This window comes from Romboutsia sp. 1001285H_161024_C4 (genome assembly GCF_015550185.1).
GTDB classification, from domain to species: Bacteria; Bacillota; Clostridia; order Peptostreptococcales; family Peptostreptococcaceae; genus Romboutsia_C; species Romboutsia_C hominis.
The window spans coordinates 338,272-361,164 of record NZ_JADNAJ010000002.1; the positions used below are offsets into that span (position 1 = coordinate 338,272).

The 22,893-nt window shown below is 27.9% G+C and carries 25 protein-coding genes; 21 read left to right on the forward strand and 4 right to left on the reverse strand.

Annotated features, from left to right (window positions below; all coding sequences use genetic code 11):
- The first annotated feature begins 32 nt into the window (after positions 1–32).
- The 4 genes from I1959_RS05135 to I1959_RS05150 all read left to right on the forward strand — a co-directional run bounded on the left by I1959_RS05135 (position 33) and on the right by I1959_RS05150 (position 2,182).
- Complete coding sequence (locus tag I1959_RS05135) at positions 33–368, forward strand: YlbF family regulator (RefSeq protein ID WP_092924625.1); 336 nt, start codon at positions 33–35, stop codon at positions 366–368.
- A 47-nt stretch (positions 369–415) separates the two neighbouring features.
- On the forward strand, positions 416–703 hold the full coding sequence (locus I1959_RS05140) for a DUF503 domain-containing protein (protein ID WP_195237290.1): 288 nt from the start codon (positions 416–418) through the stop codon (positions 701–703).
- Positions 704–813: 110 nt separating this feature from the next.
- Positions 814–1,005: a CD1290 family small acid-soluble spore protein gene (locus I1959_RS05145; protein WP_092924629.1), complete on the forward strand. Its 192-nt coding sequence runs from the start codon at positions 814–816 to the stop codon at positions 1,003–1,005.
- 28 nt (positions 1,006–1,033) lie between these two features.
- On the forward strand, positions 1,034–2,182 hold the full coding sequence (locus I1959_RS05150; protein WP_092924631.1) for a D-alanyl-D-alanine carboxypeptidase family protein: 1,149 nt from the start codon (positions 1,034–1,036) through the stop codon (positions 2,180–2,182).
- Positions 2,183–2,234: 52 nt separating this feature from the next.
- On the opposite strand, the gene I1959_RS05155 is transcribed toward I1959_RS05150, so the two are convergent.
- Positions 2,235–3,128 carry a LysR family transcriptional regulator gene (locus I1959_RS05155; RefSeq protein ID WP_166505812.1) on the reverse strand — a complete coding sequence of 298 codons (894 nt, stop codon included), beginning with the start codon at positions 3,126–3,128 and terminating at the stop codon, positions 2,235–2,237.
- 195 nt (positions 3,129–3,323) lie between these two features.
- Here I1959_RS05155 and I1959_RS05160 point away from each other — a divergent pair, with 195 nt between their 5' ends.
- The 10 genes from I1959_RS05160 to scpB all read left to right on the forward strand — a co-directional run bounded on the left by I1959_RS05160 (position 3,324) and on the right by scpB (position 12,420).
- Complete coding sequence (locus tag I1959_RS05160) at positions 3,324–5,024, forward strand: FAD-dependent oxidoreductase (protein WP_195237292.1); 1,701 nt, start codon at positions 3,324–3,326, stop codon at positions 5,022–5,024.
- 21 nt (positions 5,025–5,045) lie between these two features.
- Entirely contained in the window at positions 5,046–6,224 is a 1,179-nt protein-coding gene (locus I1959_RS05165; RefSeq protein ID WP_166505810.1) for a MalY/PatB family protein, read from the forward strand.
- A gap of 167 nt (positions 6,225–6,391) precedes the next feature.
- Positions 6,392–7,951, forward strand: a complete 1,560-nt coding sequence (locus I1959_RS05170) for an AbgT family transporter (protein WP_092924639.1) — start codon at positions 6,392–6,394, stop codon at positions 7,949–7,951.
- A gap of 22 nt (positions 7,952–7,973) precedes the next feature.
- A complete protein-coding gene (locus tag I1959_RS05175; RefSeq protein ID WP_195237294.1) occupies positions 7,974–9,149 on the forward strand; it encodes a M24 family metallopeptidase in 1,176 nt (391 codons plus the stop codon).
- A 203-nt stretch (positions 9,150–9,352) separates the two neighbouring features.
- Positions 9,353–9,568, forward strand: a complete 216-nt coding sequence (locus I1959_RS05180; RefSeq protein WP_092924643.1) for a hypothetical protein — start codon at positions 9,353–9,355, stop codon at positions 9,566–9,568.
- A gap of 5 nt (positions 9,569–9,573) precedes the next feature.
- Positions 9,574–9,876, forward strand: a complete 303-nt coding sequence (locus I1959_RS05185; RefSeq protein WP_166505808.1) for a spore coat protein — start codon at positions 9,574–9,576, stop codon at positions 9,874–9,876.
- A gap of 85 nt (positions 9,877–9,961) precedes the next feature.
- Positions 9,962–10,393 (forward strand): M24 family metallopeptidase, encoded by a 432-nt coding sequence (locus tag I1959_RS05190; RefSeq protein WP_195237539.1) that lies wholly within the window; start codon positions 9,962–9,964, stop codon positions 10,391–10,393.
- A 166-nt stretch (positions 10,394–10,559) separates the two neighbouring features.
- Entirely contained in the window at positions 10,560–11,147 is a 588-nt protein-coding gene (locus I1959_RS05195; RefSeq protein WP_092924649.1) for a site-2 protease family protein, read from the forward strand.
- 15 nt (positions 11,148–11,162) lie between these two features.
- Complete coding sequence (locus I1959_RS05200; protein ID WP_092924651.1) at positions 11,163–11,885, forward strand: segregation and condensation protein A; 723 nt, start codon at positions 11,163–11,165, stop codon at positions 11,883–11,885.
- 4 nt (positions 11,886–11,889) lie between these two features.
- Entirely contained in the window at positions 11,890–12,420 is a 531-nt protein-coding gene (gene scpB / locus I1959_RS05205; protein WP_092924653.1) for an SMC-Scp complex subunit ScpB, read from the forward strand.
- Between the two features lie 186 nt (positions 12,421–12,606).
- On the opposite strand, the gene I1959_RS05210 is transcribed toward scpB, so the two are convergent.
- Positions 12,607–12,849, reverse strand: coding sequence for a small, acid-soluble spore protein, alpha/beta type (locus I1959_RS05210; protein ID WP_240275646.1), 243 nt, complete (start codon positions 12,847–12,849; stop codon positions 12,607–12,609).
- A 190-nt stretch (positions 12,850–13,039) separates the two neighbouring features.
- Here I1959_RS05210 and I1959_RS05215 point away from each other — a divergent pair, with 190 nt between their 5' ends.
- The 3 genes from I1959_RS05215 (at position 13,040) to I1959_RS05225 (ending at position 14,653) form a co-directional block, all read left to right on the forward strand.
- Positions 13,040–13,639, forward strand: coding sequence for a DUF2953 domain-containing protein (locus I1959_RS05215; protein WP_195237298.1), 600 nt, complete (start codon positions 13,040–13,042; stop codon positions 13,637–13,639).
- Complete coding sequence (locus tag I1959_RS05220; RefSeq protein WP_242977251.1) at positions 13,623–14,015, forward strand: spore germination protein GerW family protein; 393 nt, start codon at positions 13,623–13,625, stop codon at positions 14,013–14,015. The genes I1959_RS05215 and I1959_RS05220 overlap by 17 nt, the downstream gene beginning before the upstream one ends.
- Positions 14,016–14,212: 197 nt before the next feature.
- A complete protein-coding gene (locus tag I1959_RS05225; RefSeq protein ID WP_092924659.1) occupies positions 14,213–14,653 on the forward strand; it encodes a MarR family winged helix-turn-helix transcriptional regulator in 441 nt (146 codons plus the stop codon).
- Between the two features lie 201 nt (positions 14,654–14,854).
- On the opposite strand, the gene I1959_RS05230 is transcribed toward I1959_RS05225, so the two are convergent.
- The gene (locus tag I1959_RS05230) at positions 14,855–15,508 is read right to left on the reverse strand and encodes a TMEM164 family acyltransferase (RefSeq protein WP_092924661.1); all 654 of its coding nucleotides are present in this window, start codon (positions 15,506–15,508) and stop codon (positions 14,855–14,857) included.
- 211 nt (positions 15,509–15,719) lie between these two features.
- On the opposite strand from I1959_RS05230, the gene I1959_RS05235 reads away from it, so the two are divergent.
- The 3 genes from I1959_RS05235 to dcm all read left to right on the forward strand — a co-directional run bounded on the left by I1959_RS05235 (position 15,720) and on the right by dcm (position 19,939).
- A complete protein-coding gene (locus tag I1959_RS05235) occupies positions 15,720–16,679 on the forward strand; it encodes a hypothetical protein (protein WP_207733533.1) in 960 nt (319 codons plus the stop codon).
- A gap of 11 nt (positions 16,680–16,690) precedes the next feature.
- Positions 16,691–17,974 carry an FAD-dependent oxidoreductase gene (locus I1959_RS05240; protein ID WP_195237302.1) on the forward strand — a complete coding sequence of 428 codons (1,284 nt, stop codon included), beginning with the start codon at positions 16,691–16,693 and terminating at the stop codon, positions 17,972–17,974.
- 357 nt (positions 17,975–18,331) lie between these two features.
- A complete protein-coding gene (gene dcm / locus I1959_RS05245) occupies positions 18,332–19,939 on the forward strand; it encodes a DNA (cytosine-5-)-methyltransferase (RefSeq protein ID WP_195237304.1) in 1,608 nt (535 codons plus the stop codon).
- A gap of 49 nt (positions 19,940–19,988) precedes the next feature.
- Here dcm and I1959_RS15455 read toward each other — a convergent pair whose 3' ends face one another.
- Positions 19,989–21,179, reverse strand: a complete 1,191-nt coding sequence (locus tag I1959_RS15455) for a hypothetical protein (RefSeq protein ID WP_195237306.1) — start codon at positions 21,177–21,179, stop codon at positions 19,989–19,991.
- Between the two features lie 142 nt (positions 21,180–21,321).
- On the opposite strand from I1959_RS15455, the gene I1959_RS05255 reads away from it, so the two are divergent.
- A complete protein-coding gene (locus tag I1959_RS05255) occupies positions 21,322–22,692 on the forward strand; it encodes a Sau3AI family type II restriction endonuclease (RefSeq protein WP_195237307.1) in 1,371 nt (456 codons plus the stop codon).
- Positions 22,693–22,893: the final 201 nt, after the last annotated feature.

Below are 22,893 nucleotides of genomic sequence, written 5' to 3' on the forward strand. Positions count from 1 at the left end.
TTATATTCAATCTTTTTTTATGGGGGGAAACTATGTCAGTAAAAGATAGCGCTATGAAATTAGCAAATGAAATAAGAAATAGTAAGGAATATAAAGACTTTAGAAAAAATATGAATGAAGTAAAAAAAGATAAATCTTGTGAAAAACTTTTAAAGGAATATCAAGATATTCAAATTAAAGCACAAGGATATGTACTAAGAAACCAAGAGGTAGATAAAAAAGTCATTATGAAATTAGAATCTGTAGGAAAAAAGGTATCTAATAATAAAAAATTATATAACTACTTAAATAGTGAGCAAAAATTTAAATCTATGATGGATGATATAAATAAAATACTTGCTAAAAGTGTTGAAAAGGATTATAAATAGAAATACTATTAATAAATTTCATAGACTCACTAAGGAGAAAATAATATATGAAGATACTAGTCTTAAAAATAAGTTTAAGAGCAAATTGGGTTCATTCCCTTAAGGAAAAAAGAATGATAGTAAAAAGTATAATAAAAAAACTACAAAATAATTTTAATGTATCTATTATAGAAGTAGATAATCAAGATGTTCATCAGATAATATCAATAGGAATATGTAGTATAAGTTTAGAATTTAGTATGTGTGATTCAATAAAAGAAAAAATAATAAACTTTATAGAAGATAATACTGATGCATTAATGTTTGAAATAGAAGAAGAAATAATAAATTACTAAAAAGGACTTAAAGTTAAGTCCTTTTTTTATTACAAAAAATAACAATCATAAATACCTTATATTAGTAAAAGATAAAAACATATAGAAATTTACTAATAGGAGGTAAAAATATGAGCAAGCAAAATGCAAAAAAAGCTCTAAAGCAACTAAAAATGGAAGTTGCAGCTGATTACGGGATGACTTATGATGATGCATTTGAAATAATAGAAAATGCACATGTAAATGAAGTTTTAGCTAATCATTTAAAAAGAGTAGAAGAACATAAGACTTATTTTTCTAACAAATTAAATAATCAAAATTAATATAACTTAAGCATAAGAGGTGTATAATATGAAAAAGCTAGCTAGTATATTAGTTGCATTTATAATGGCTATTATACCTATTAATACAAGTTTTGCAAATGATACGGGAAACATAAATGTATCCTCAAAATCCGCAGTACTTATGGATGTAGGTAGCGGAAAAGTTTTATATGAAAAACAAGCACATGAAAAGTTGCCACCAGCTAGTGTAACAAAAGTAATGACTATGCTTTTATGTATGGAAGCACTAGAAAGTGGTAAGCTAAAATTAACAGATGAAGTGCAAATAAGTGAAAATGCATCTAGTATGGGTGGAAGTCAGATATTTTTAGAAGCTGGAGAAGTACAAGATGTAGATACGTTAATAAAAGGTATAGCAGTAGCATCAGCAAATGATGCTTGTGTAGCTATGGGAGAACATATTGGAGGAAGTGTAGAAGGCTTTGTAGATATGATGAATAAAAAGGCTAAAGAATTAGGTATGAAGGATACTAACTTTGTAAACACTAATGGTCTTCCAGTTGATAATCACTACACTACTGCTTATGATATAGCTTTAATGTCTAGAGAGTTATTAAAGCATGAAGCTATAAGTAAGTACCTTACAACTTGGATGGACAAGGTTGTAGTAGGAAAGAAAAAGGTAGAAGTAGGACTTGCTAATACTAATAAGATGGTAAAACACTATCAAGGTACAACAGGTGTTAAAACAGGATTTACACAACAAGCAAAATATTGTTTATCTGCATCAGCTAAAAGAGGAAATACTCATTTAATAGCAGTAACATTAGGTGCAGAAACTTCACCAGAAAGATTTAAAGATTCTTCTAACTTACTAAACTATGGATTTGCAAATTATGAAAGTGTTAATCTTTGTACAAAAGATGATAAAATAGCAAACATAAAGATAGATAAAGCTGAAGATGAAAATATAGAATTAGTTGCAAAAGATGATTTAAGCCTTTTAATCAAAAAGGGTGGAAATAAAAACTTTGAAAGAAAAGTTAAGTTAAATGAAAACCTAAAACTTCCTATCAAAAAGGGAAGTGTACTTGGACAGATGGAAATATATCAAAATAAAAAGTCTATAGGGAAAGTGGACTTAGTAAATAATAAAGATATAAATAAAGCTGGATATATGAAAATGCTACAAAGGGTTATAGAAAACATGTTTTAAAAAATAGGTGCCTTAAACAACTTTTATAGTTAGAATAAGGCACCTATTTTTACTAATAACAAAAACATCTAGATTTAGATGTTATAAATTTCATAAAAATTTCTTCTGATTTACTAAATTTATGATTTTTTCTATAAGATATATAATAATTAAATTTAGTATCTAATTCTTTTACATCAACTTTTTTTAGAGTTTGATTTCTAAGTTCTTGTCTAATTGTAATTTTAGGAACAAAAGAAAGTCCTCTACCAGAAACTACAGATTGTTTTATTGCTTCAGGGGAATTAAATGAAAATATTATATTTAGTTTATCAACATCTAAACCATTTTTTCTAAGTATATTCTCTAAATTAAGCCTAGTAGCAGATGAATCTTCTCTCATTACTATTGGTATATTATAAATATCATCTATAGATATTTTATTATAAGTAGAATCTGGACTTGCAACTAAAACAAGTTCATCAGAAAGTATAGATACACATTCTAAGTCATTAGGAACAGATGATTCTTGAATTATTCCTAAGTTTAGGGTCATATCTTGTATTTTTTTTATAATTGAAAAAGTACTATCTATATGCATGGATATATTTATATCACTGTATATTTGTTTAAAAGTATATAAAGTACAAGGAAGGGCATAGTCCCCCATACTCCTACATGAACCTATATTTAAATCAGTATTTCTTTCTTCAAGTTTTTTTAAAGAAAGATGTATATTATCTTCAAGTGCTAATATAGCATCTGCATAATCATAAACTATCTTACCTTCTTCAGTAAGTTCAACGCCTCGACGTCCTCTATTTAATAGACATACTCCAAGAGTATTTTCAAGACTTTGGATTTGCATACTAAGACCAGGCTGACTTAAGTGAAGCATCTTAGCAGCTTTAGATATACTTTTAAATTTAACAGTATTGTAAAACGAACGTAAATGTATAAGATTCATAAACACTCTCCTAAAAGTTTTTCAAATAATGATAATTAATTCTTACAATAAATACATTATATAACAAAACGTTATCATATATAACAAATACTTATATAAAATGATATAAAAACTATGTTAATATTTAAATATAGGTTTGATATAAAATTAACGAGTAATTAATATTATAAAAAATATTTCAAAGAGGTGAAGAAATTGAGTAGGAAAATTTTAATAGTAGGTGGAGTTGCAGGTGGAGCTTCAGCTGCTGCTAGGCTTAGAAGACTTAATGAAAATGATAAAATAATAATGTTTGAAAAAGGGCCACATGTATCTTTCTCAAATTGCTGTTTACCATATCACTTAAGTGAAGTTATAGAGGATGCAGAGTCTTTAGTTCTTATGCAACCAGATAAGTTCTTTAATCAATATAGAATAGATGCAAGAATAAATAATGAAGTTATAGATATAGATAGAACAAATAAAAAAATTAAAGTTAAAGATTTAATAAATAATAAAGAGTATGAAGAAAGTTACGATAAGTTAATATTATCTCCTGGTGCAAATCCAATAGTACCTAATATACCTGGAATTGAAAATATAAATGTATTTACAGTTAGAAATGTTGTTGATATAGCAAAATTAAAATATTTTGCTAATAAGTCATATGAAAATAAAGTAACTGTAATAGGTGGAGGATTTATAGGAGTTGAAGTTACTGAAAATCTTAGAGAAGCTGGATATGATGTAACATTAATAGAAGCATCTAAGCAAATAATGAAGCCATTTGACTATGATATGGTACAAATACTTCATAAAGAGTTAGATGATAAAGGAGTTAACTTAATATTAGAAGATAAGGTAGTAGCATTTGAAGATGGACATACTGTTTTAAATTCAGGAAGAAAAATAAAGTCAGACGTAGTTATTATGGCTATAGGAGTTACTCCTGATACTAAGTTAGCTAAACAAGCAGGGTTAGATATAGGTGAAAATGGATCTATAAAGGTAGACCATAATTACTGTACAAATGATAAAGACATATATGCAGTAGGGGATGCAATAGAAGTATATAACGCTTTAACTCATAGAAAGACTAGATTGCCACTTGCAGGGCCTGCTCAAAAACAAGCAAGAGCTGTTGCAGATCATATAAACAATATTCAAGTTAGAAATACTGGATTTATAGGTTCTTCAGTTATAAAAGTATTTGATTTAAATGGAGCATCTACTGGTCTTAATGAAAATATGATAAAGGAATTAGACATTAATATAGACTATGAAGTTGCAAGGGTTATACCTTCAGATAAAGTTGGATTAATGCCAGGAGCAAGTCCAATGCACTTTAAATTAATATTTGAAGTACCAACAGGAAAAATACTAGGAGCACAAGCTATAGGTAAAGGAAGTGTAGACAAAAGAATAGATGTTATAGCAACTCTTATAAAATTTGGTGCAACTGTAGAAGATTTAAAAGATTTAGAGTTATGTTATGCACCAACATTTTCAACTGCAAAGGATGTAGTAAACCATGCTGGATATGTAGCATCTAATTTACTTAACAATACATTTAAGCAAGTACCTGTTACAAAGGTTAGAGAGCTAGTAGAAAATGGGGAATATATAATAGATGTTAGAGAAGAAAATGAATTTGAATTAGGTCATGTAGTAGGGGCTAAAAACATACCTTTAAGTCAATTAAGAGATAGATTAGATGAAATACCAAAGGATAAAACATTATATGTACACTGTAGAAGTGCACAAAGAAGTTATAATGCAGTATTAGCACTTAAGCAGTTAGGATTTGAAAATGTATATAATATAGCTGGAAGCTTTTTAGGTATATGCTTATATGAATATTTTAATGATAAGACTAAAAATAGAAAGCCTATAGTTACACAATATAATTTTAATTAGGGGACAATTTGGAGGAGTAATATGATATATAATTTCGATGAAATAATGGATCGTAGTAACAATTTTTCAGCAAAGTATGATGAGGCTAAAAATAAATTTGGGAGAGATGATATAATACCTCTTTGGATTGCTGATATGGATTTAAAAACAGCACAGCCTATAATAGATGCAATAATAGGAAGAGCTAATCAAGGGATGTTTGGATATGTATCAAGACCAGAAAGATACTTTGAATTAGTAAGAGAGTGGCAATTAAAGAGAAATAATTGGGATGTTGATACAAAGTATATGGCACATGCTACAGGAGTAATGCCAATGATGTGTCATTTTATGAGAGAGTTTTTAAATGAAGGTGATAAGGTTATAGTTCAACCACCAGTATATTCGGAATTCTTTACAGCTGTAAAAGATTGGGGAGGAGAATTAGTATACAATCCTTTAAAGCTAGTAGATGGAGATTATCAAATGGACTTTGAAGACTTAGAAAAGAAGCTTAAAGATGGGGCTAAGTTTTTAATAGTTTGTAATCCTCATAACCCAGTTGGGAGAGTTTGGAGTAGAGAAGAACTAACTAAACTTGGTAATTTATGTTTAGAAAACAATGTTATGGTTATATCTGATGAAATACATTCAGACTTAATATTATTTAATAACAAGCATATACCAATGGCATCTATAAATGAAAACTTTAAAAAGAATACTATAACTTGTATGTCAGCTACAAAGACTTTTAATTTAGCAGGTCTTCAAGTATCAACTACAGTATTTCCTAACTTAGAAATGAAAAAGATATATGAAGATGTACAAGGAAAGTTGGATTCTAAAAGAAACAATGCATTTAGTGTAGTGGCAAATATGGCAGCTTATGCTCATGGTGAAGAATGGTTAGAGCAATTATTAACTTACTTAGAAGGTAATGTTGAGTTTATAAATAACTTCTGTAAAGAACATATACCACAAATAAAGCCAAATACTCCAGACTGTACATATTTAATGTGGCTAGATTGTAAGGATTTAGGGCTAGAGGGAGATAAATTAGTTGATTTCTTTACAAATGAAGCTAGACTTGGATTAAATGATGGAAGAAGTTTTGGAATAGGTGGAGAAGGCTATATGAGATTAAATGTAGCTTGTTCTAGAAAGTTATTAGAAAAAGCTATGAATCAATTAAAAGAAGCAGTAGATAAGAAAAACTTATAGGGGAGTATAGGTTTTAAAATAAGGGATTATAGCTAGTTTAGTTATAATCTCTTGAAAATAAATTTATCTAAGAGTTAATGATTTATATAACTAATAATAATTTTGCTCAAAAGGAAAAGGGTTTTATACATTGTTTTAAATAAAATTTTATAATACGGGGGTTTATTATGGAAATTAAAGCACAGGCAAAGTCAAAAAAGAGCTTTCTTTTAAGATCTTTAGACACAGTTGAAAGAGTAGGTAATTCGCTACCTCATCCAGCGACAATATTTATAATATTAACAGCAGTTGTAATATTAGGATCAGCTATTGCAAGTAGTATGGGTCTTTCTGTAAGTTATGATGCTTATGACCAAGCAACTGGAGCTATAGTTGAAACTCAAGTTGTAGCAGAAAGTTTACTATCACCAGATGGTATTAGATATATGTTTACTTCTATAGTATCAAACTTTACTAGCTTTTTTGCACTAGGACCAGTATTTGTAATAATACTATGTGTTGGAGTTGCAGAAGGAACAGGATTTTTATCAGCAGCCTTAAGAAAAGTAGCAAAAGTTACACCAAAGAAGATGGTTACAGCTATGATAATATTCTTGGGAATAATGTCAAATGTAGCATCATCTACTGGATATGTTGTATTAGTTCCATTAGGAGCAATAATATTTATGAGTTTTAAAAGACATCCAATCGCAGGTATGGCAGCAGCATTTGCAGGAGTATCTGGAGGATGGAGTGCAAACTTACTTATAGGTACAAATGACCCAATGTTTGCAGGTATATCAACAGAAGCTGCAAATATGATAAATCCAGAATACTTTGTTCAACCAACAGCTAACTGGTACTTTATGATAGCATCAACTTTCTTAATAGTAGCAGTAGGAACATTTGTAACAGAAAAAATAGTAGAGCCAAGACTTGGAAAATATGTATCAGATGAAGACGCAGTAGTTGAAGATATAACAGACCTTGAAAAAAGAGGTATGAAGTGGGGAGTATTATCATTAATAGTTTATATAGCATTTATAGGATTATTAGTACTTCCTCAAAATGGAGTACTTAGAGACCCAGAAACTGGTTCAATATTAACTTCACCATTTATGAGTAGTATTATACCTATAATGGCATGTTTATTTTTGGTACCTGGAATATTCTATGGAATAGGAGCTAAGGTTATAAAAAATGATAAAGATGTTATAGAGTTAATGATAAAAGGTGTAACTAGTATAGCAGGATTTTTAGTTTTAGTATTCTTTGCAGGACAATTTATAAAGTTCTTTGACTATTCAAAGCTTGGAACTATAATGTCAGTTAATGGAGCACATTTCTTAGAAAATACAGGCTTTGTAGGATTACCACTTATAATATGCTTTATAGTTTTAACAGCTCTTTTAAATATAATAATAGCTGTTGACTCTGCTAAATGGGTTTTAATGGCTCCAATATTTGTTCCTATGTTTATGCAAATAGGATTATCACCAGAGCTTACTCAATTAGTATTTAGAATAGGAGATTCATGTACTAATGTTATAGCACCACTTATGCCATTCTTTGCACTTATAGTGGCCTTTTGTCAAAAGTATGAGAAAAAAGCTGGGGTTGGTACATTAATAACAACAATGTTACCATACTCAATAGCATTTTTAATAGGATGGACGTTATTATTTATAGTTTGGTATACATTTGGTTTACCAATAGGACCAGGATCACCATTATTTTATGGAGCATAATATAAATTAGGAGATAGTGAATATGAAACCTAAAGTTCAAAAGATAAAGAGATTATTAAGAGAAAATAATATTGATGGAGTTATAGTAAATTCTCCGGAAAATTTTACTTATATAACAGCTTATTCTTCACATCAACATACAGTATCTAGACAAGCACATTTTGCTGTAAGTGTATTAGATAACAAAGAAGAAAGTAGGGCTATAGCTATAGGAATGGATTTTGAAAGTGAAGCATTTTCTGATTATATGGACTGTATAGTTAAAAAATATAGTACATGGGTTGGGGGAAAAACTTTTGAAGAAGTTTTAGCTAATAAAGAAGTTGTATCTAATAAAACTTTTGTAACTTCATTAGATGTAGTAGTTGAAAGTATAAAAGAATTAAATCTTGAAGATAAAAAAGTAGGTATAGAACTTGATTTTATATCAGCAACATATTTTGATTCTTTAAAGAGAGCTCTTCCTAATGTGGATTTTGTAAATGTTTCTAATTTATTTATAGAAGCTAGAAGTGTTAAAGAAGATGATGAAATAGAATACTTTAGAAAGTTAGCTAGAGTAGCTGATGAGGCACTTTTACATACAAGTCAGTTTGTTAAAGAGGGAGTAAGTGAAAGAGAACTGTTTGATATATACTGTAAAAAGGTAATGGAATCAGGAATATGCTTCCCAAGTGGATGGTCATCATTTTGTGCAGGTGAAAATTCAGGAAGACTTTGTCGATCTACTGATAGGATAATAAAAAATGGAGATGTAGTAAAATTCGACGGGGGGGTAAATGGAGACACTAACTTTTATACAACAGATTTTTCTAGAAGTTGGATAGTTGGAGATGCTCACCCAGTACTTAGTGAGTTAAAGCAAAGATTAGTTGAAGCTCAAAGGCTTATGATAGATTCAGTTAAACCAGGACTTGGTTTTGATGAATTATTCTCAATAGGATTTAATTATGTAAAAGAAAAGTATAAGTTCTATGAAAGAGGTCATCTAGGACATAGTATAAGTATGGGACCTCAAACGGCAGAGTCACCATTTATATCATTAAGCGAAAAAAGAAAGCTAGAAGTTGGTATGATACTTTGTATAGAAACACCATGTTATATATCTGGATTTGGTGGATTTAATATAGAAGATATGATATTAGTTACAGAAGATGGTTGTGAAGTATTAACACCACTTACACCACATTATAAATAAAAATAGAAGGTAGTGTTAAAGTGCTTAACACTACCTTTTTATATACTGATGAAATTATAATATTTTAAAAGTTATGAAAAATTGTTGTATAGTAAGTTTATATATTTATTTTGAATTTATTAATAAGGTAGATATTAACATGATTACTTTTAAATATTAATACGCATAATATTATATGAAAATATATTGTAGGAGGTAATTGAATGAGAGCACTTTCAGAAATAGAAAATCTATCTTTAGCAGCAGTGTTAAAAATGGAATCTGATGGTTTAATTATGCAAAGAGCAATAGATTCTTTAATATCAGATGAAGACTTAAAGAGACAATCAGAGGCTAGTATATTAGCAACAGAAGGAAGAATTAAAGCAATACAACAATTTATAGTTGAGAATAAAATACCAGCTACTGAGGAGGAATAGATACTATGAGAAATATGCTAGGAAATTTAATAAAAGATAATGCAGATCTAAACGATGAAATAATAGCTTTAGGTATGCTTTCATCTGCAAAAGAAGCTGCAGACATGTATCTTAATTCTACATTAACAAGTAGTACACCAGAATTAAGAGCGCTATATTCAGCATCATTAACTCAAATGGTTGGAGGTCATACAGCACTTACTGAATTAAGTCTTAATAAGGGATGGATTAAGCCATATGATACTCCTATTCAACAATTAACATGTGCTTATAATGAATCAAAACATGTTATTAGCGAAAATAGATAGTTATATTTCAATTTTAAAGAACTTAAATTGTAACCTTTATTTTGTCATTCAACCGACAGGATAATAAAAAATGGAGCGTAGTTAAATTCGACGGGGGGGGGTAAATGGAGACACTAACTTTTATACAACAGATTTATCTAGAAGTTGGATAGTTGGAGATGCTCACCCAGTACTTAGTGAGTTAAAGCAAAGATTAGTTAAAGCTCAAAGGCTTATGATAGATTTAGTTAAGCCAGTACTTGGTTTTAATGAATTATTCTCAATAGGATTTAATTATGTAAAGGAAAAGTATAAGTTCTATGAAAGAGGTCATTTAGAACATAGTATAAGTATGGGACCTCAAACGGTGGAGACACCATTTATATCATTAATCGAAAAAAGAAAACTAGAAGCTAGTATGATACTTTGTATAGAAACACCATGTTATATATCTGGATTTGGTGGATTTAATATAAAAGATATGATATTAGTTACTGAAGATGGTTGTGAAGTATTAACACCACTTACACCACATTAAAAATAATATATAAATTAAAAAGGCAGCTATTAATAAATAATTAGTAGCTGCCTTTTAATGTAATAGATTAGTGGTTAACATATAAGTATCTGATTATACAAAAGTTTTGATTATGAATTAATTACTTGATATAATAAAATTAAAACTAAATATAGGAGATGAAAAAATGAATTTAGATTATATATTGTCAACGGTAGTTGCAATTGCTGTTGCTATAAGCGTTCATGAGTTTGGTCATGCGTATTCGGCACACTTACTGGGGGATGATACAGCTAAGATGTATGGAAGAATGACTATAAATCCAGCTAAGCATATAGACCCTATTGGGCTTTTAATGATGATTATATTTAAAATAGGTTGGGCAAAACCTGTTCCTGTTAATCCAAATAATTTTAAAAACTACAAGATAGGAAATGTGTTAGTTTCATTTTCAGGAGCTATAGCAAACATTATAACTGCTATAATATGTGTGCTTATAAATAAGTATATAAATATGTATGCTATTAATTTAATAGCTTCTATGACTATGATATATAATGTAGGTTTTGCTGCATTTAACTTACTTCCTCTACCTCCACTTGATGGATGGGGAATAGTATCAACATTTATACCATATAAATACAATGAATATGTTTATAGATATGAAAATATGAGTAGTATAATATTTTTAGTTTTAATATTTACAGGATTAGTTGGTATATTTGTAGAACCAATAAGAGATATAATAATTAACATAGTATTTTTATTTGCATAATTTAAGAGGTAATCCATGAAGTATAATATACATTTACAGGTTTATGATGGACCACTAGATTTATTATATGATATGATATCTAAGCAAAAGATAGATATAAAGGACATATCAATAATAGAAATAACAAAACAATACATAAATTATATAAAAATGCTAGAGAAAATGGACTTAGAGGTAACTAGTGAATTTATAACAATGGCATCTAAGTTACTTCAAATAAAATCTAAGTATTTATTATATAAACAAAAAGAAGATGAAGAAAGTGTTGACCCTAGACTTGAATTAGTAGAACAATTAGAAGAATATAAAAAGTTCAAGCTAGCAACAGATTCTATAAAAGATAACATAACTTATATAGATGAATTATTCTTTAGAAAAAAAGAAGAAATAATAACAGATGAAAAAGTAGAATTAGAAGATATATCTATAGAGGCTATAAAAAATATACTTCCTTTAATACTTAAAGTAAAATCTGTTGAAGATGAAAAAGTAGAAGATAAAAGATTAGACAAAATAGTAAGAGGTAGAATAATACCTGTTGAAGAAAAGATATCTTTTATAAGAAGTATAATAGAAGTAGAAAAAGAAGTAAGATTTACAAAGATAATAGAGTCTTGTGATAAAGATGAAGTTATAGCAACATTTTTATCTATATTAGAAATGATAAAAGGAAAAGAAGTAATAGTAGAACAAGACTTATTCTTTGATGACATAATAATAAAGAAAAGCTCGGAGTGATAAAATGAGACGTGAAGATATTAAAAATATTATAGAAGCTATAATGTTTGCTTACTCAGAACCTATAAGTATTGGTGAGCTAAATAGTATAATAAATGAAGAGCTATCAAGCAAAGAGATAGAGTTAATGTTAAACTCTTTAATAGAAGAGTATAAGGAAAACAATAGAGGTATACAAATAATAAAATTAGAAAATAAATACCAAATGACTACTAACAAAGAGTATGCAGGATTTATAAAAAAATTATTAGAACCAAAAAAAAAGAAAACACTAAGTCAGGCAACTCTTGAAACACTAACTATAATAGCCTACAAACAACCTATAACAAAGGTTGAAGTAGAAAATATAAGAGGAGTAAAATGTGATAGAGCAATATCTGTTTTACTTGAAAATGAACTTATAAAAGAAGCTGGAAGGTTAGAAAAAATAGGGAAACCTATAATATATAAAACTACTGATGAGTTTTTAAAATTACTAAGCATAGAAAGCTTAGATGATTTACCACCATTAAATGAAGAAAAAGAAATCCAATAGGTTTATCCTATTGGATTTTTTACATTCAAGATAATTATATTAAGTATAAAACTATTGATAACTCATAAAGGTAAGATATTTCAATAGCTTTGAAAATGTAAAAAATAATATTTTAAGCAACGGACAAAGTCGTTGGCGATATGAGCGAAGCGAATTTTTTTAATTATATTAATTTTAATAAAAAACTTACTTTTCTTTATACATCTTTAAAAGTATTTCTTCGCCTTTAGTAACTAATGATTTAGTCATAGCTCCTCCAACTAGCTCTCCAGCAAGAACATTCTTAGATATCCCTTCTAGTGTGTTTTGAGGGGCATTACTTTCAATTTTATCACTAACTTCATTGTAGTTAAATCCTTGTTCATTAGCAATTTCCATTTTAAGCATATTTAAAGCTTGTTTTGCATTTTGGTTAATTGGTTTATTCATAGAATACATCCTTTCATTTGTTGTATTTATAAAATAGGATATACGTAATTTAAAATATAATACAAGATATTAAAATTCTATATAAAAGTATATGAAATTACTGCTTATATAACTTTATATTTAAATTAATATCTGTATTTTTTTGTATATATATTCAATATTTAGAAATAATAAAACTATGAGATACAGTGTGTTATTAATTATTTGTATAGTAATAGTATTATTACTAATACTATTTAACTCAAAGTTACATATATTAATCATTTCTAAAGTAAAGAATGAACATATAAGGGTAGATTTAAGGATAAAGTATTTCTTTAATATAATAAATATAAATATACCACTTTATCCAACTAATAAAAAATGTACCAAAACTAAGAAGGGAGAAATTAAAAGAAATAGAAGCATATACAATTCAAATTTAAAAGAAATAAAAGTAGTATTTGGGTTACTAAAAAGAGTTAAGATAGAAGAAATATATATAGATATAAATTTCGGCAGTGAAAATATACCTTTTACAAGTTTTATATATGTACTTATAAATTTTATTTATTCTAGCATAATAAACATTATAAACTCTAATAAGGTATATTTAAATGTAAAACCAGATTTTACTAAAAACTTTATAAATTGTGATTCAAAGATAGAAATAAAACCGACAATAAAAGATATAATAATAATATCGATTGCTATATATAAAATTTACATTAAAATTAATAAAGGTAAAAGGAATGGTGGTAATATTGAAATCGACAAACTCAATAAAAAGTCTTATGGAGACAACATTTGAAACTATTAAAGGCTCAATAGATGCAAATACAGTAATAGGAGACCCTATAAAAACAGATACAACAGTTGTTGTACCTATATCAAAAATAACAATAGGATTTGGTATAGGTGGAGGAGATTACTCTAGAGGTCCACATAAAGAAAATAGAATTTCAAAAGTAGAATGGGACAATGAAACAAACTTTGCAGGAGGAAGTGCAGGAGCCATATCTATACAACCCGTAGCATTTGTAGTAGTTGAAGATGGTGAAACAAGACTTATGAGCTTAGATAACAATATAAATATGGTAGACAATATATTAGCAGTTACACCAAAGGTTATAGAAAAAATTCAAAAGTTATCTAAGAAGGATGATTTAAACAAAAAACAATGCTAATAGTAAGTAAATTAGGGCTATCTAGAGTTTAAAATAAATAAATTATAGATAGCTTTATTTTAGCAAATACTTTGAAAGCAAATAATTTAATTGGTAAATATTAAAATTGTGTAGTATAATAAAGTGTATAGTTAAAATACTAACTAATGTAGAGGGTATTATAGGGTGTATAGAGCAAAATTTCGAGGTGAAGAGCTATGAACAACAGAGAAATTTCTACATTAATGGTGGACAGTATGAATGACTTTGCTAACTTAGTAAAGCTTATAAGTGCGGAGAGGGTGCAACATGATAGTGTTTTAACAGAGAGGCAATTTGTTACATTAAGCAGAATAAATATGCATAAAAAAATCGAGCTTAAAAATTTAAGTAAAGATTTATATGTATCAACTTCTAGTTTATGTATATTATTAAACAAATTGGTGGAACAAGGATATGTGTACAGAGAAGAAGATCCAAAGGATAGAAGAAATACTTTCTACTGTATAACTGAAAAAGGGCATGTTTTAATCAAAGCTGAAGTAGACCATTTACTAGATGTAATAGGTCATAGAATAGAAAAGTTAGATGAAGATAAAAAAGAAAGGTTATACAACTGTATGGTTGAATCAAGCGTTATATTTAAGGAATTATTATAAAATAAAATAAAAAATCATACCAAATTATGTTATAATGAAAATAACCTAAGATTTTTATTTTCTTCTTACATTTATTATTAGGAAATAAAAGTATATTTGCTCGCTAAATTAGCGAGCATTTTTTTACATGTAATTAAATTATATTAAGCATAAATCTATTGATAACTCATGAAAATAATATATATTAATAGGTTTAAAAATTTACCTTTTAATATTAAAATTAAATTTATCAAATAAAAGTACTGGTATATATACTATATTAGTTGAAATTATAAATACAATGATATTTAAAATATTAAAATTGGAAAAATCACGATTAAAATTAAAGTTTGTAAAAATATTTAAGAAAAATAAAAATGAAAAATATATTATACAAGTAATTAAATTATCTTTAATAGCACTAGAGCTTACCTTAAATTTTCTAACTTCTATTAGATATACATTAGCATATACTAATATCATTTTAGAAAATATAAGTAAGAAATAAAGTATATTTGGAAACCTATAAGGAATACTTTTAAAAAATATTATCTCACCTATAGAACAAACCAAACTCCATGAAAAAAATACATTAAACAATTGATATCTTTTAAAATATAAAATTGCTATGCAAATATAAGAACAAAATCGACCTGGTCCAATAGGTAGTGAATTTAATGTATCATAGCCTCCCATAGATATTAATGAAACTTGTTCAGATACTATTTCTAATATAATAAGTGCACATATTACTTTCTCAACAATATAACTATAAGGTAATAAATTTTTAGTAAGCTTTGGACAAACATATAGAAATATTGAAAATAATAAAAGTATAGTTAGATGTTCTTTAGAAAAAATGAAATCTCCATTCATAAATAACTCTCCTAAGATAAATTTAATAAAATCAAGTATACGGCATATCCAAAAATTTTATATATACTAAAGTATATTTTGAGGCTACAAAAATAGAAGTAATAAAATTTGTATTAATTTGTGGTAGTGTAACAAAAAAAAATTAAAATAATAAATTGATAATATACTATTCAAGACATTAAAAAATAAACAATTTAAGGATGTGAATATATTGAAAAAGGGTAGTGGGAAAATATGTGCAGATGCTGGGAGCAAGTATTGCCCGTGTCATCTTGCGTACTCAGGGGATTGTATAAAATGTCCTCTTATAAGAGGAGAAAAATGCTCAAGTTGTTCATGGCAAGGAGTATGTATTTATAATGAACTTAAGCATAGTGAGAATTCAAAAATTAAACAAAGAGAAGAATATATCTGTGATATAAAAGATATAAAAGAAATTAAGGATAATGTATACCTTATAAAAATACAAGTTCCTAAAAATATCATAATAGATTTAAAAAGCCCAGGCGCTTACATGCTTATTAAGGGGATAGACAAGGATAGAGATATATTTAACACGCCTATATCTGTTATGGATGTGGATGATAAAGGAAACATACTAGAAATAATCATAAAGCCAGTAGGAGTAAAGACTAAAAATATAATAAACTTTAAAAAAATAAGAGTAAAAGGACCGTATTTTAATGGAATATTTGGGATTAAAGAAATAAAATCTACATCCGGAGAAAATGTAGTTGTAATAGGCAATGGATTATCTTTAGTAAACTCTATAAATGTAGTTAAAAGACTTATAGAGAATAATAACAAGGTAGAAGTGTTTATAAATAACCAAGCAGATATATTAGATGAAGTAGTAGATAAGTTAGAAAAATTAGGAATAAATGTATATATAACTGATATAAATGAAAATAAAGACTTCTTATTAGACTATATAAAAAGAAATGATATAAGCCTAGTGTATTCAGCTGGAGGCAATAGATTTAATAAATATATTATGGATATTGTAGATGAATACAGCAAAGATATAAAATTTGCTATATCAAACAATAACTTAATATGTTGCGGTGAAGGAATATGTGGTGCTTGCATAATCAATGTAAATGGAGAAAAAGTTAAATCTTGTAAGATGCAAATAAACAGTAGAGATTTTTTAAATTCTAACAATGTATAGGGGGAGTTGTAATGCCTAAAGTAGTTGTTATTGGTGGTGGATGGTCAGGATGTGCTGCTGCCATATCTGCTAAAAAAGCAGGTGCTGATGTTACCGTATTAGAAAAAACAGACTTATTAATAGGTCTAGGTAATGTTGGTGGAATAATGAGAAATAACGGAAGATATACAGCAGCAGAAGAAGCAATAGCACTAGGTGCTAGAGAGTTATTTGAAATCACTGATAAATATTGTACTCATAAAGATATAAATTTCCCAGGACATGATCATGCTACATTGTATAATGTAACAAAGGTAGAAAGACAAGTAAGAAATAAGTTAATAGAAATGGGAATAGACGTTAGATTATTTAGCAGAGTTGTAGATGCAGAGGTTGAAAACGGTAATATAAAAGCTGTAATTTTAGAAGATGGAGAAAAAGTATATGGTGAAGCATTTGTTGAAACAACAGGTTCAGCAGGTCCTATGGGTAACTGTACAAAGTATGGTAATGGGTGTGCAATGTGTGTACTAAGATGTCCATCTTTTGGAGGAAGAGTGAGTATAAGTGAAACTTGTGGATTAGAAGATATGATGGGAAGAAGAAATAATGGTGACTTTGGAGCATTTAGTGGTTCTATGAAACTATTAAAAGAATCTTTAAGTGAAGATATACAAAATGAATTAAATGAAAAAGGATGTGCAGTAGTAGCACTACCTGATGAGCTTAAAAATGCAGAAAAGTTAGACTTAAAGGTATGTCAACAATATGCTCTACCTGCATTTTCTGATAATATAGTTTTACTAGATACAGGTCATGCAAAGCTTATGAGTCCATTTTTTGCTATAGAAAAACTAAGAAAAGTTAAAGGATTTGAGAATGCTTGTATAGTGGACCCATATGCTGGTGGTAAGGGAAATTCTATTAGATATTTATCTGTTGCTAAAAGAGATAACTATATGAGAGCTAAGGGTATAAATAACTTATTTGTTGGAGGAGAAAAATCTGGATTTTATGTAGGTCATACAGAGGCAATATGTACAGGAAGCTTAGCAGGGCACAATGCAGCTAGAAGCTGTGTTGGAATGTATTTACTTCAACTTCCAACTAATTTATTAATAGGTGATTTTATAGCTTATTCTAATAATGAAATGCACAAAGAAGGTGGAGATAAGTTAAGATTTACATTTGCAGGAAGTATTTATTTTAATAGGATGAAAGAGTTGGGATTTTACACTATAGATAAAGATGTTATTAGGGATAGGGTTAGAAAGGCTAGTTTGGAAGGAATATATGATAAGAAGGTTATAGGTTAGGCATTTTGCCTAGCCTTTTTTATACCCTGCGTATAAAAAAACGACGTGGGGGTTAGGTTTTTAAAGCTTATAATTTTTTTATAGATTATGGTGTTTGATAAATTAGTGTATGGTATTTTAAGTTCTATAGGATGCTATAGTTCTTGGTTGGTAAGGTAGTAGATGCTTGGAACAAAACTATTGTTTTGTGCTATTCAAGTTAACATTATTAGATTATAAAGCAAATATTGAATATTAGTTAATATAAAAAGGTAAAACTGTTAAAAATAGATAAATTAGCAAAAAAATTGATCTTTTCAAATCCTCTTATTTATAGTATAATGATATAAATGCTTGTCCCAAAAGGAGGAAAAACTAATGATAAAGGTATGTGAATTGTTCGCTGGGGTTGGTGGATTTAGATTGGGATTAGAAAAAGCTTCAGGTGAATTTAATTTTGTATGGGCAAATCAATGGGAACCGGGAAAAAAAGTACAACATGCTTTTGATTGTTATGTAAGTCATTTTGGAGAAGAAAATCATGTAAATTCAGATATATCAAAAATAGACAAAAATGAAATACCCGACCATGATTTATTGGTGGGAGGATTCCCATGTCAAGATTATTCGGTAGCTAGTACAGGAGCAAAAGGAATACAAGGAAAAAAGGGTGTTTTATGGTGGGAAATAAGAGATATATTAGAAGCTAAGCAACCTAGATTTGTATTACTTGAAAATGTTGATAGATTATTAAAATCTCCAGCAAAGCAAAGAGGTCGTGATTTTGGAGTTATGCTTGCATGTTTTAATGAATTAGGTTATTCAGTGGAGTGGAGAATAATAAATGCAGCTGAATATGGATTTAGCCAAAGAAGAAGAAGAATATTTATATTTGCATTTAGAAATGATACGGAATATGCAAATAAAATAAATAGAAACAATTTAAGAGAGTGGATACATAAGACTGGTTTCTTCCAAGAAGAATTCCCTATTATGAATCAATCAACGAAAGCGGAAGATAAATTAGAAGTAGAGGAGACGGAATCTGAGCAGCTATCTATTATTGAATCAGATAATATAGAATTAAAGGAAATAGCTATTACTAAAGAAGATAAAATAGATGCAGAACAAGTTACGATGGAGTATGATGATATACTAGAAATATCAGAGAATTTTAAAATGGAATTTAAAAACACAGGTATAATGACAAATGGAGTTATATATACTGAAAAAACAATACCTAGATATAATGGAGAGTTTACTTTACTAAGAGATATATTAGAGAGAGATGTAGATGAAAAATATTATTTAGATGGTGATGCTGAAAAACTTGCTAAATGGGAATACCTAAAGGGTGCGAAAAAGATACCAAGAACTAGCAAGACTGGCCATAGCTATATATTTAGTGAAGGTCCATTAGCATTTCCAGATCCAATAGATAAGCCATCAAGAACAATGCTTACAAGTGAGTCATCTGTTAATAGAAGTACTCATGTGGTACGAGATCCACAAACAGATAGGTTGAGACTATTAACACCAATAGAGGCGGAAAGACTTAATGGGTTTGAGGATAATTGGACTAATAGTGGAATGACAGAAAAGTTTAGATATTTTTGTATGGGAAATGCTTTGGTTGTTGGTTTAGTAGAAAAAATGGGTAAATCTATTAATTCCATTGTTGAAAAAGAAAATACTAGAGAAATAAGTAATGATTATGTAGTAGATATGTATAAACAGCAGAAAGAAGATAAACAAATAATAATATACTGTCAAGAAATATTAGATACATTTGATAAAATAAGTGCTTTAACTAGTAAAAATGATTTTAATAAAATTATCGATGTAATTAAGTATTATCAAGCTAATATATTGAATTTATCAAAAGATTCTATTTTAGAAAAAATGTCTAAAGATATAGAATTAATTATAAAAAGTAAAGATGATAAAAATGACAGTATAAGTGATGAGGTAGCAATAACTAAATAAATATTAAAATAAGGATGTATAATTTTATGTTAATTATACATCCTTATTTTTAAATAAGTGGAATTTCAGATAAATTCAAAGTATTATTAGATTCATTATAACTGTATTTTATTAATTTTATTTTAGTCCACAGACCATTTTCATATGGTTTTCTAACTTTAATATAATTTCTTTTACATATATCTTTAGCATAAGTTACAACATCATCTGGAAAATCATATGCTACAACAAAAGCTTCAATCATATTATAATCACCATAAGCATATTCTTGGCTTATCCAGTCAACATATTTCATTACTTGATTAATAGTATCCTTATCTGCTAATTCCTTTTTTATTTCTATAGTTAGATATTTAGATATAGTATCAAATCCTGGAATATATTTATATCCGAATACATCCATTTTATCCATCCATATAATAGGTTTAAACGGAGATGCAACTACTTGGTGTGAGATATAGTCCCATTTTCCGAATATTGAATTAGGGTTATTGCATAAATCCGAAATAATAGCACCTTCTATGGCCATTTCACTACTAATTTTATTCTTATGCTTTTTTCTTTTATCTTGGCATTGTTTTAATATATCAGAAGCATCTAATTTGTAACTGATATCAACATTATTGTTTATTTCCTTATGTAAGTTATCATTAAATTCATAAACTTTGTCAAAGTTATTAGAGTTAATATATTCCTCATTTCTTTTAAGGATAATATCTTTTAAAGCTTTATTTTCTTGATCATCTATTTTTACAAAAGATAATTGTTGAAAAGCTCTTAACATTCTAAAACTATGTGGATTAGATGAAAGCACATCATCCATATCTACACCAGATTTAAAAAAATTAGGGTAAGGTACAAAGGTACATAAACATCTTTGGGTACAATTTACAATTTCTTTTTTTCCATTAGGGTCTTTTAATTTATCTTTAAATAGAGGAAGTATTTTATAATCTTTTATGGATTCTTCAGAATGATTTATTGGATAAAGAGCATCTGGGTAGTTTTTAAATTTACAATCAAAGTTTAAATTTTTTAACACTCCTATTCCATAAATATTTCTTTGAATGAAAAAGTAAACATTATCTCCTTCTTTCATAGAAAAATAATCTGCAAATGTTGCTTTTATAGTATCATGCCAATTAGATTTTGGGATAGAAAGTAGAGTAGAGTAAATACCATTTTCTATACAGTATTCTAATGATTCTATTCTATCTAAATTAAATATATATCCAGCCATGCTCAATCCTCCTTAAATATTACTAAGCTATATACAATATACATAGTTATTTGGTATAAGTATAATATAACAATTTTTTACAGTATTTTAAATATATAAAGTAATTGCTGATAGCAATTTTATACAGTTGGGAGAGTTAAAAATGAAATATGATGAGAAATCAGTAAATTCTATTTTACAATATGCAAATAAATTAGTAGGACAATCTTTTGCAGAGATAGACAAATATTCTAGACTAGAAGATAACAAAGGTAAAGGTAATTTAGGACAAGTAATTGAAGAAAGTTATTTTGGTTATGATGTTAACTCTAGAGCAGAAGCTGATTTTGCTCATGTTGGAATTGAGCTTAAAGTAACACCTTATAAAAAAAATAAGAATAATACTATATCTGCAAAAGAAAGATTAGTATTAAATATAATAAATTACATGGAAGAATATAAGAAGACATTTTATGAAAGTTCATTTTGGAAGAAAAATAAAGAACTTCTTCTTGTGTTTTATGAATGGCAAAAAGAGCTGGATAAAAAAGATTACATAATTAAAGATGTTATGTTACATAAATTTTCAGAAGAGGATTTAATAGTCATAAGAAATGATTGGGGAACTATAGTTAATAAAATAAAGGCGGGTAAAGCACATGAAATTTCAGAGGCAGATACCAACTATTTAGGAGCTTGCTCAAAGGGAGCAAATAAAAACTCAGTTAGACGGCAACCTTTTTCTGAGATGCTAGCAATGCAAAGGGCATTTTCATTGAAATCTTCATATATGACTCATTTAATAAGAAAGAGATTAGGGCATAAGGGAGAAAATACAGTAAGTATACTTAAAGGGACTAAAAAAGGTATAGAAGAATTATTACATGAAAAATTTACACCATACTATGGAAAAAGTATAGATGAAATATGTAATGAGCTTGATATCAATCTAATTAGCAAAAATGGAACGATACCTAAAAATTATGCTCAGATAATATCTAGTAAAATATTAGGAATAAAGGACAATAAGATAGATAATATAGAGGAATTTTCCAAAGCTAATATAAAGTTTAAAACTGTTAGAATTGAAAAAACCGGTAAAATCGAACAACATATGTCACTAGAAACGTTTAAATATACTGAAATTATAAAAGAAACATGGGAAGAGTCTGAATTAAGATCTATGTTTGCAGAACAAAAGTATTTATTTGTTGTGTTTAGATATGATGATAATGATATTTTAAGATTAGATAAAATTAAGTTATGGAATATGCCTTTGAGTGTTTTAGATACAAAATTAAGAGAAACATGGGAGGAAACGGTTAAAGTTATAAAAGAAGGTTTGGTTATAGAAGTTAAAGGAGGTAGAAAATTTGATAATATGCCAGCTTCTACTTTTAATAGAGTATGCCATACCAGACCACATGCTAAAAATAGCAAGGATACATATCTGCTACCAGATGGGAGAGAGCATGTTAAGAAGTGTTTTTGGTTGGATAGAGAGTATATATTATCAGTGATAGAAAAAAAATGATTGTTTTGTAATGAAATTTAATATACGAGATTATGATACACAATGAATTTACAAAGATGATTTTATGAAAAATTAAAGGTATTGAAATATCTTTTTAGCGAAGATATTAGATAGTAAAATATGGATTATGAAGTTGCAGTAACTAAATTATAAGTAATATAGGATAAAGTGTTTAGCGCAGTAAAGGTTAAACACTTTATT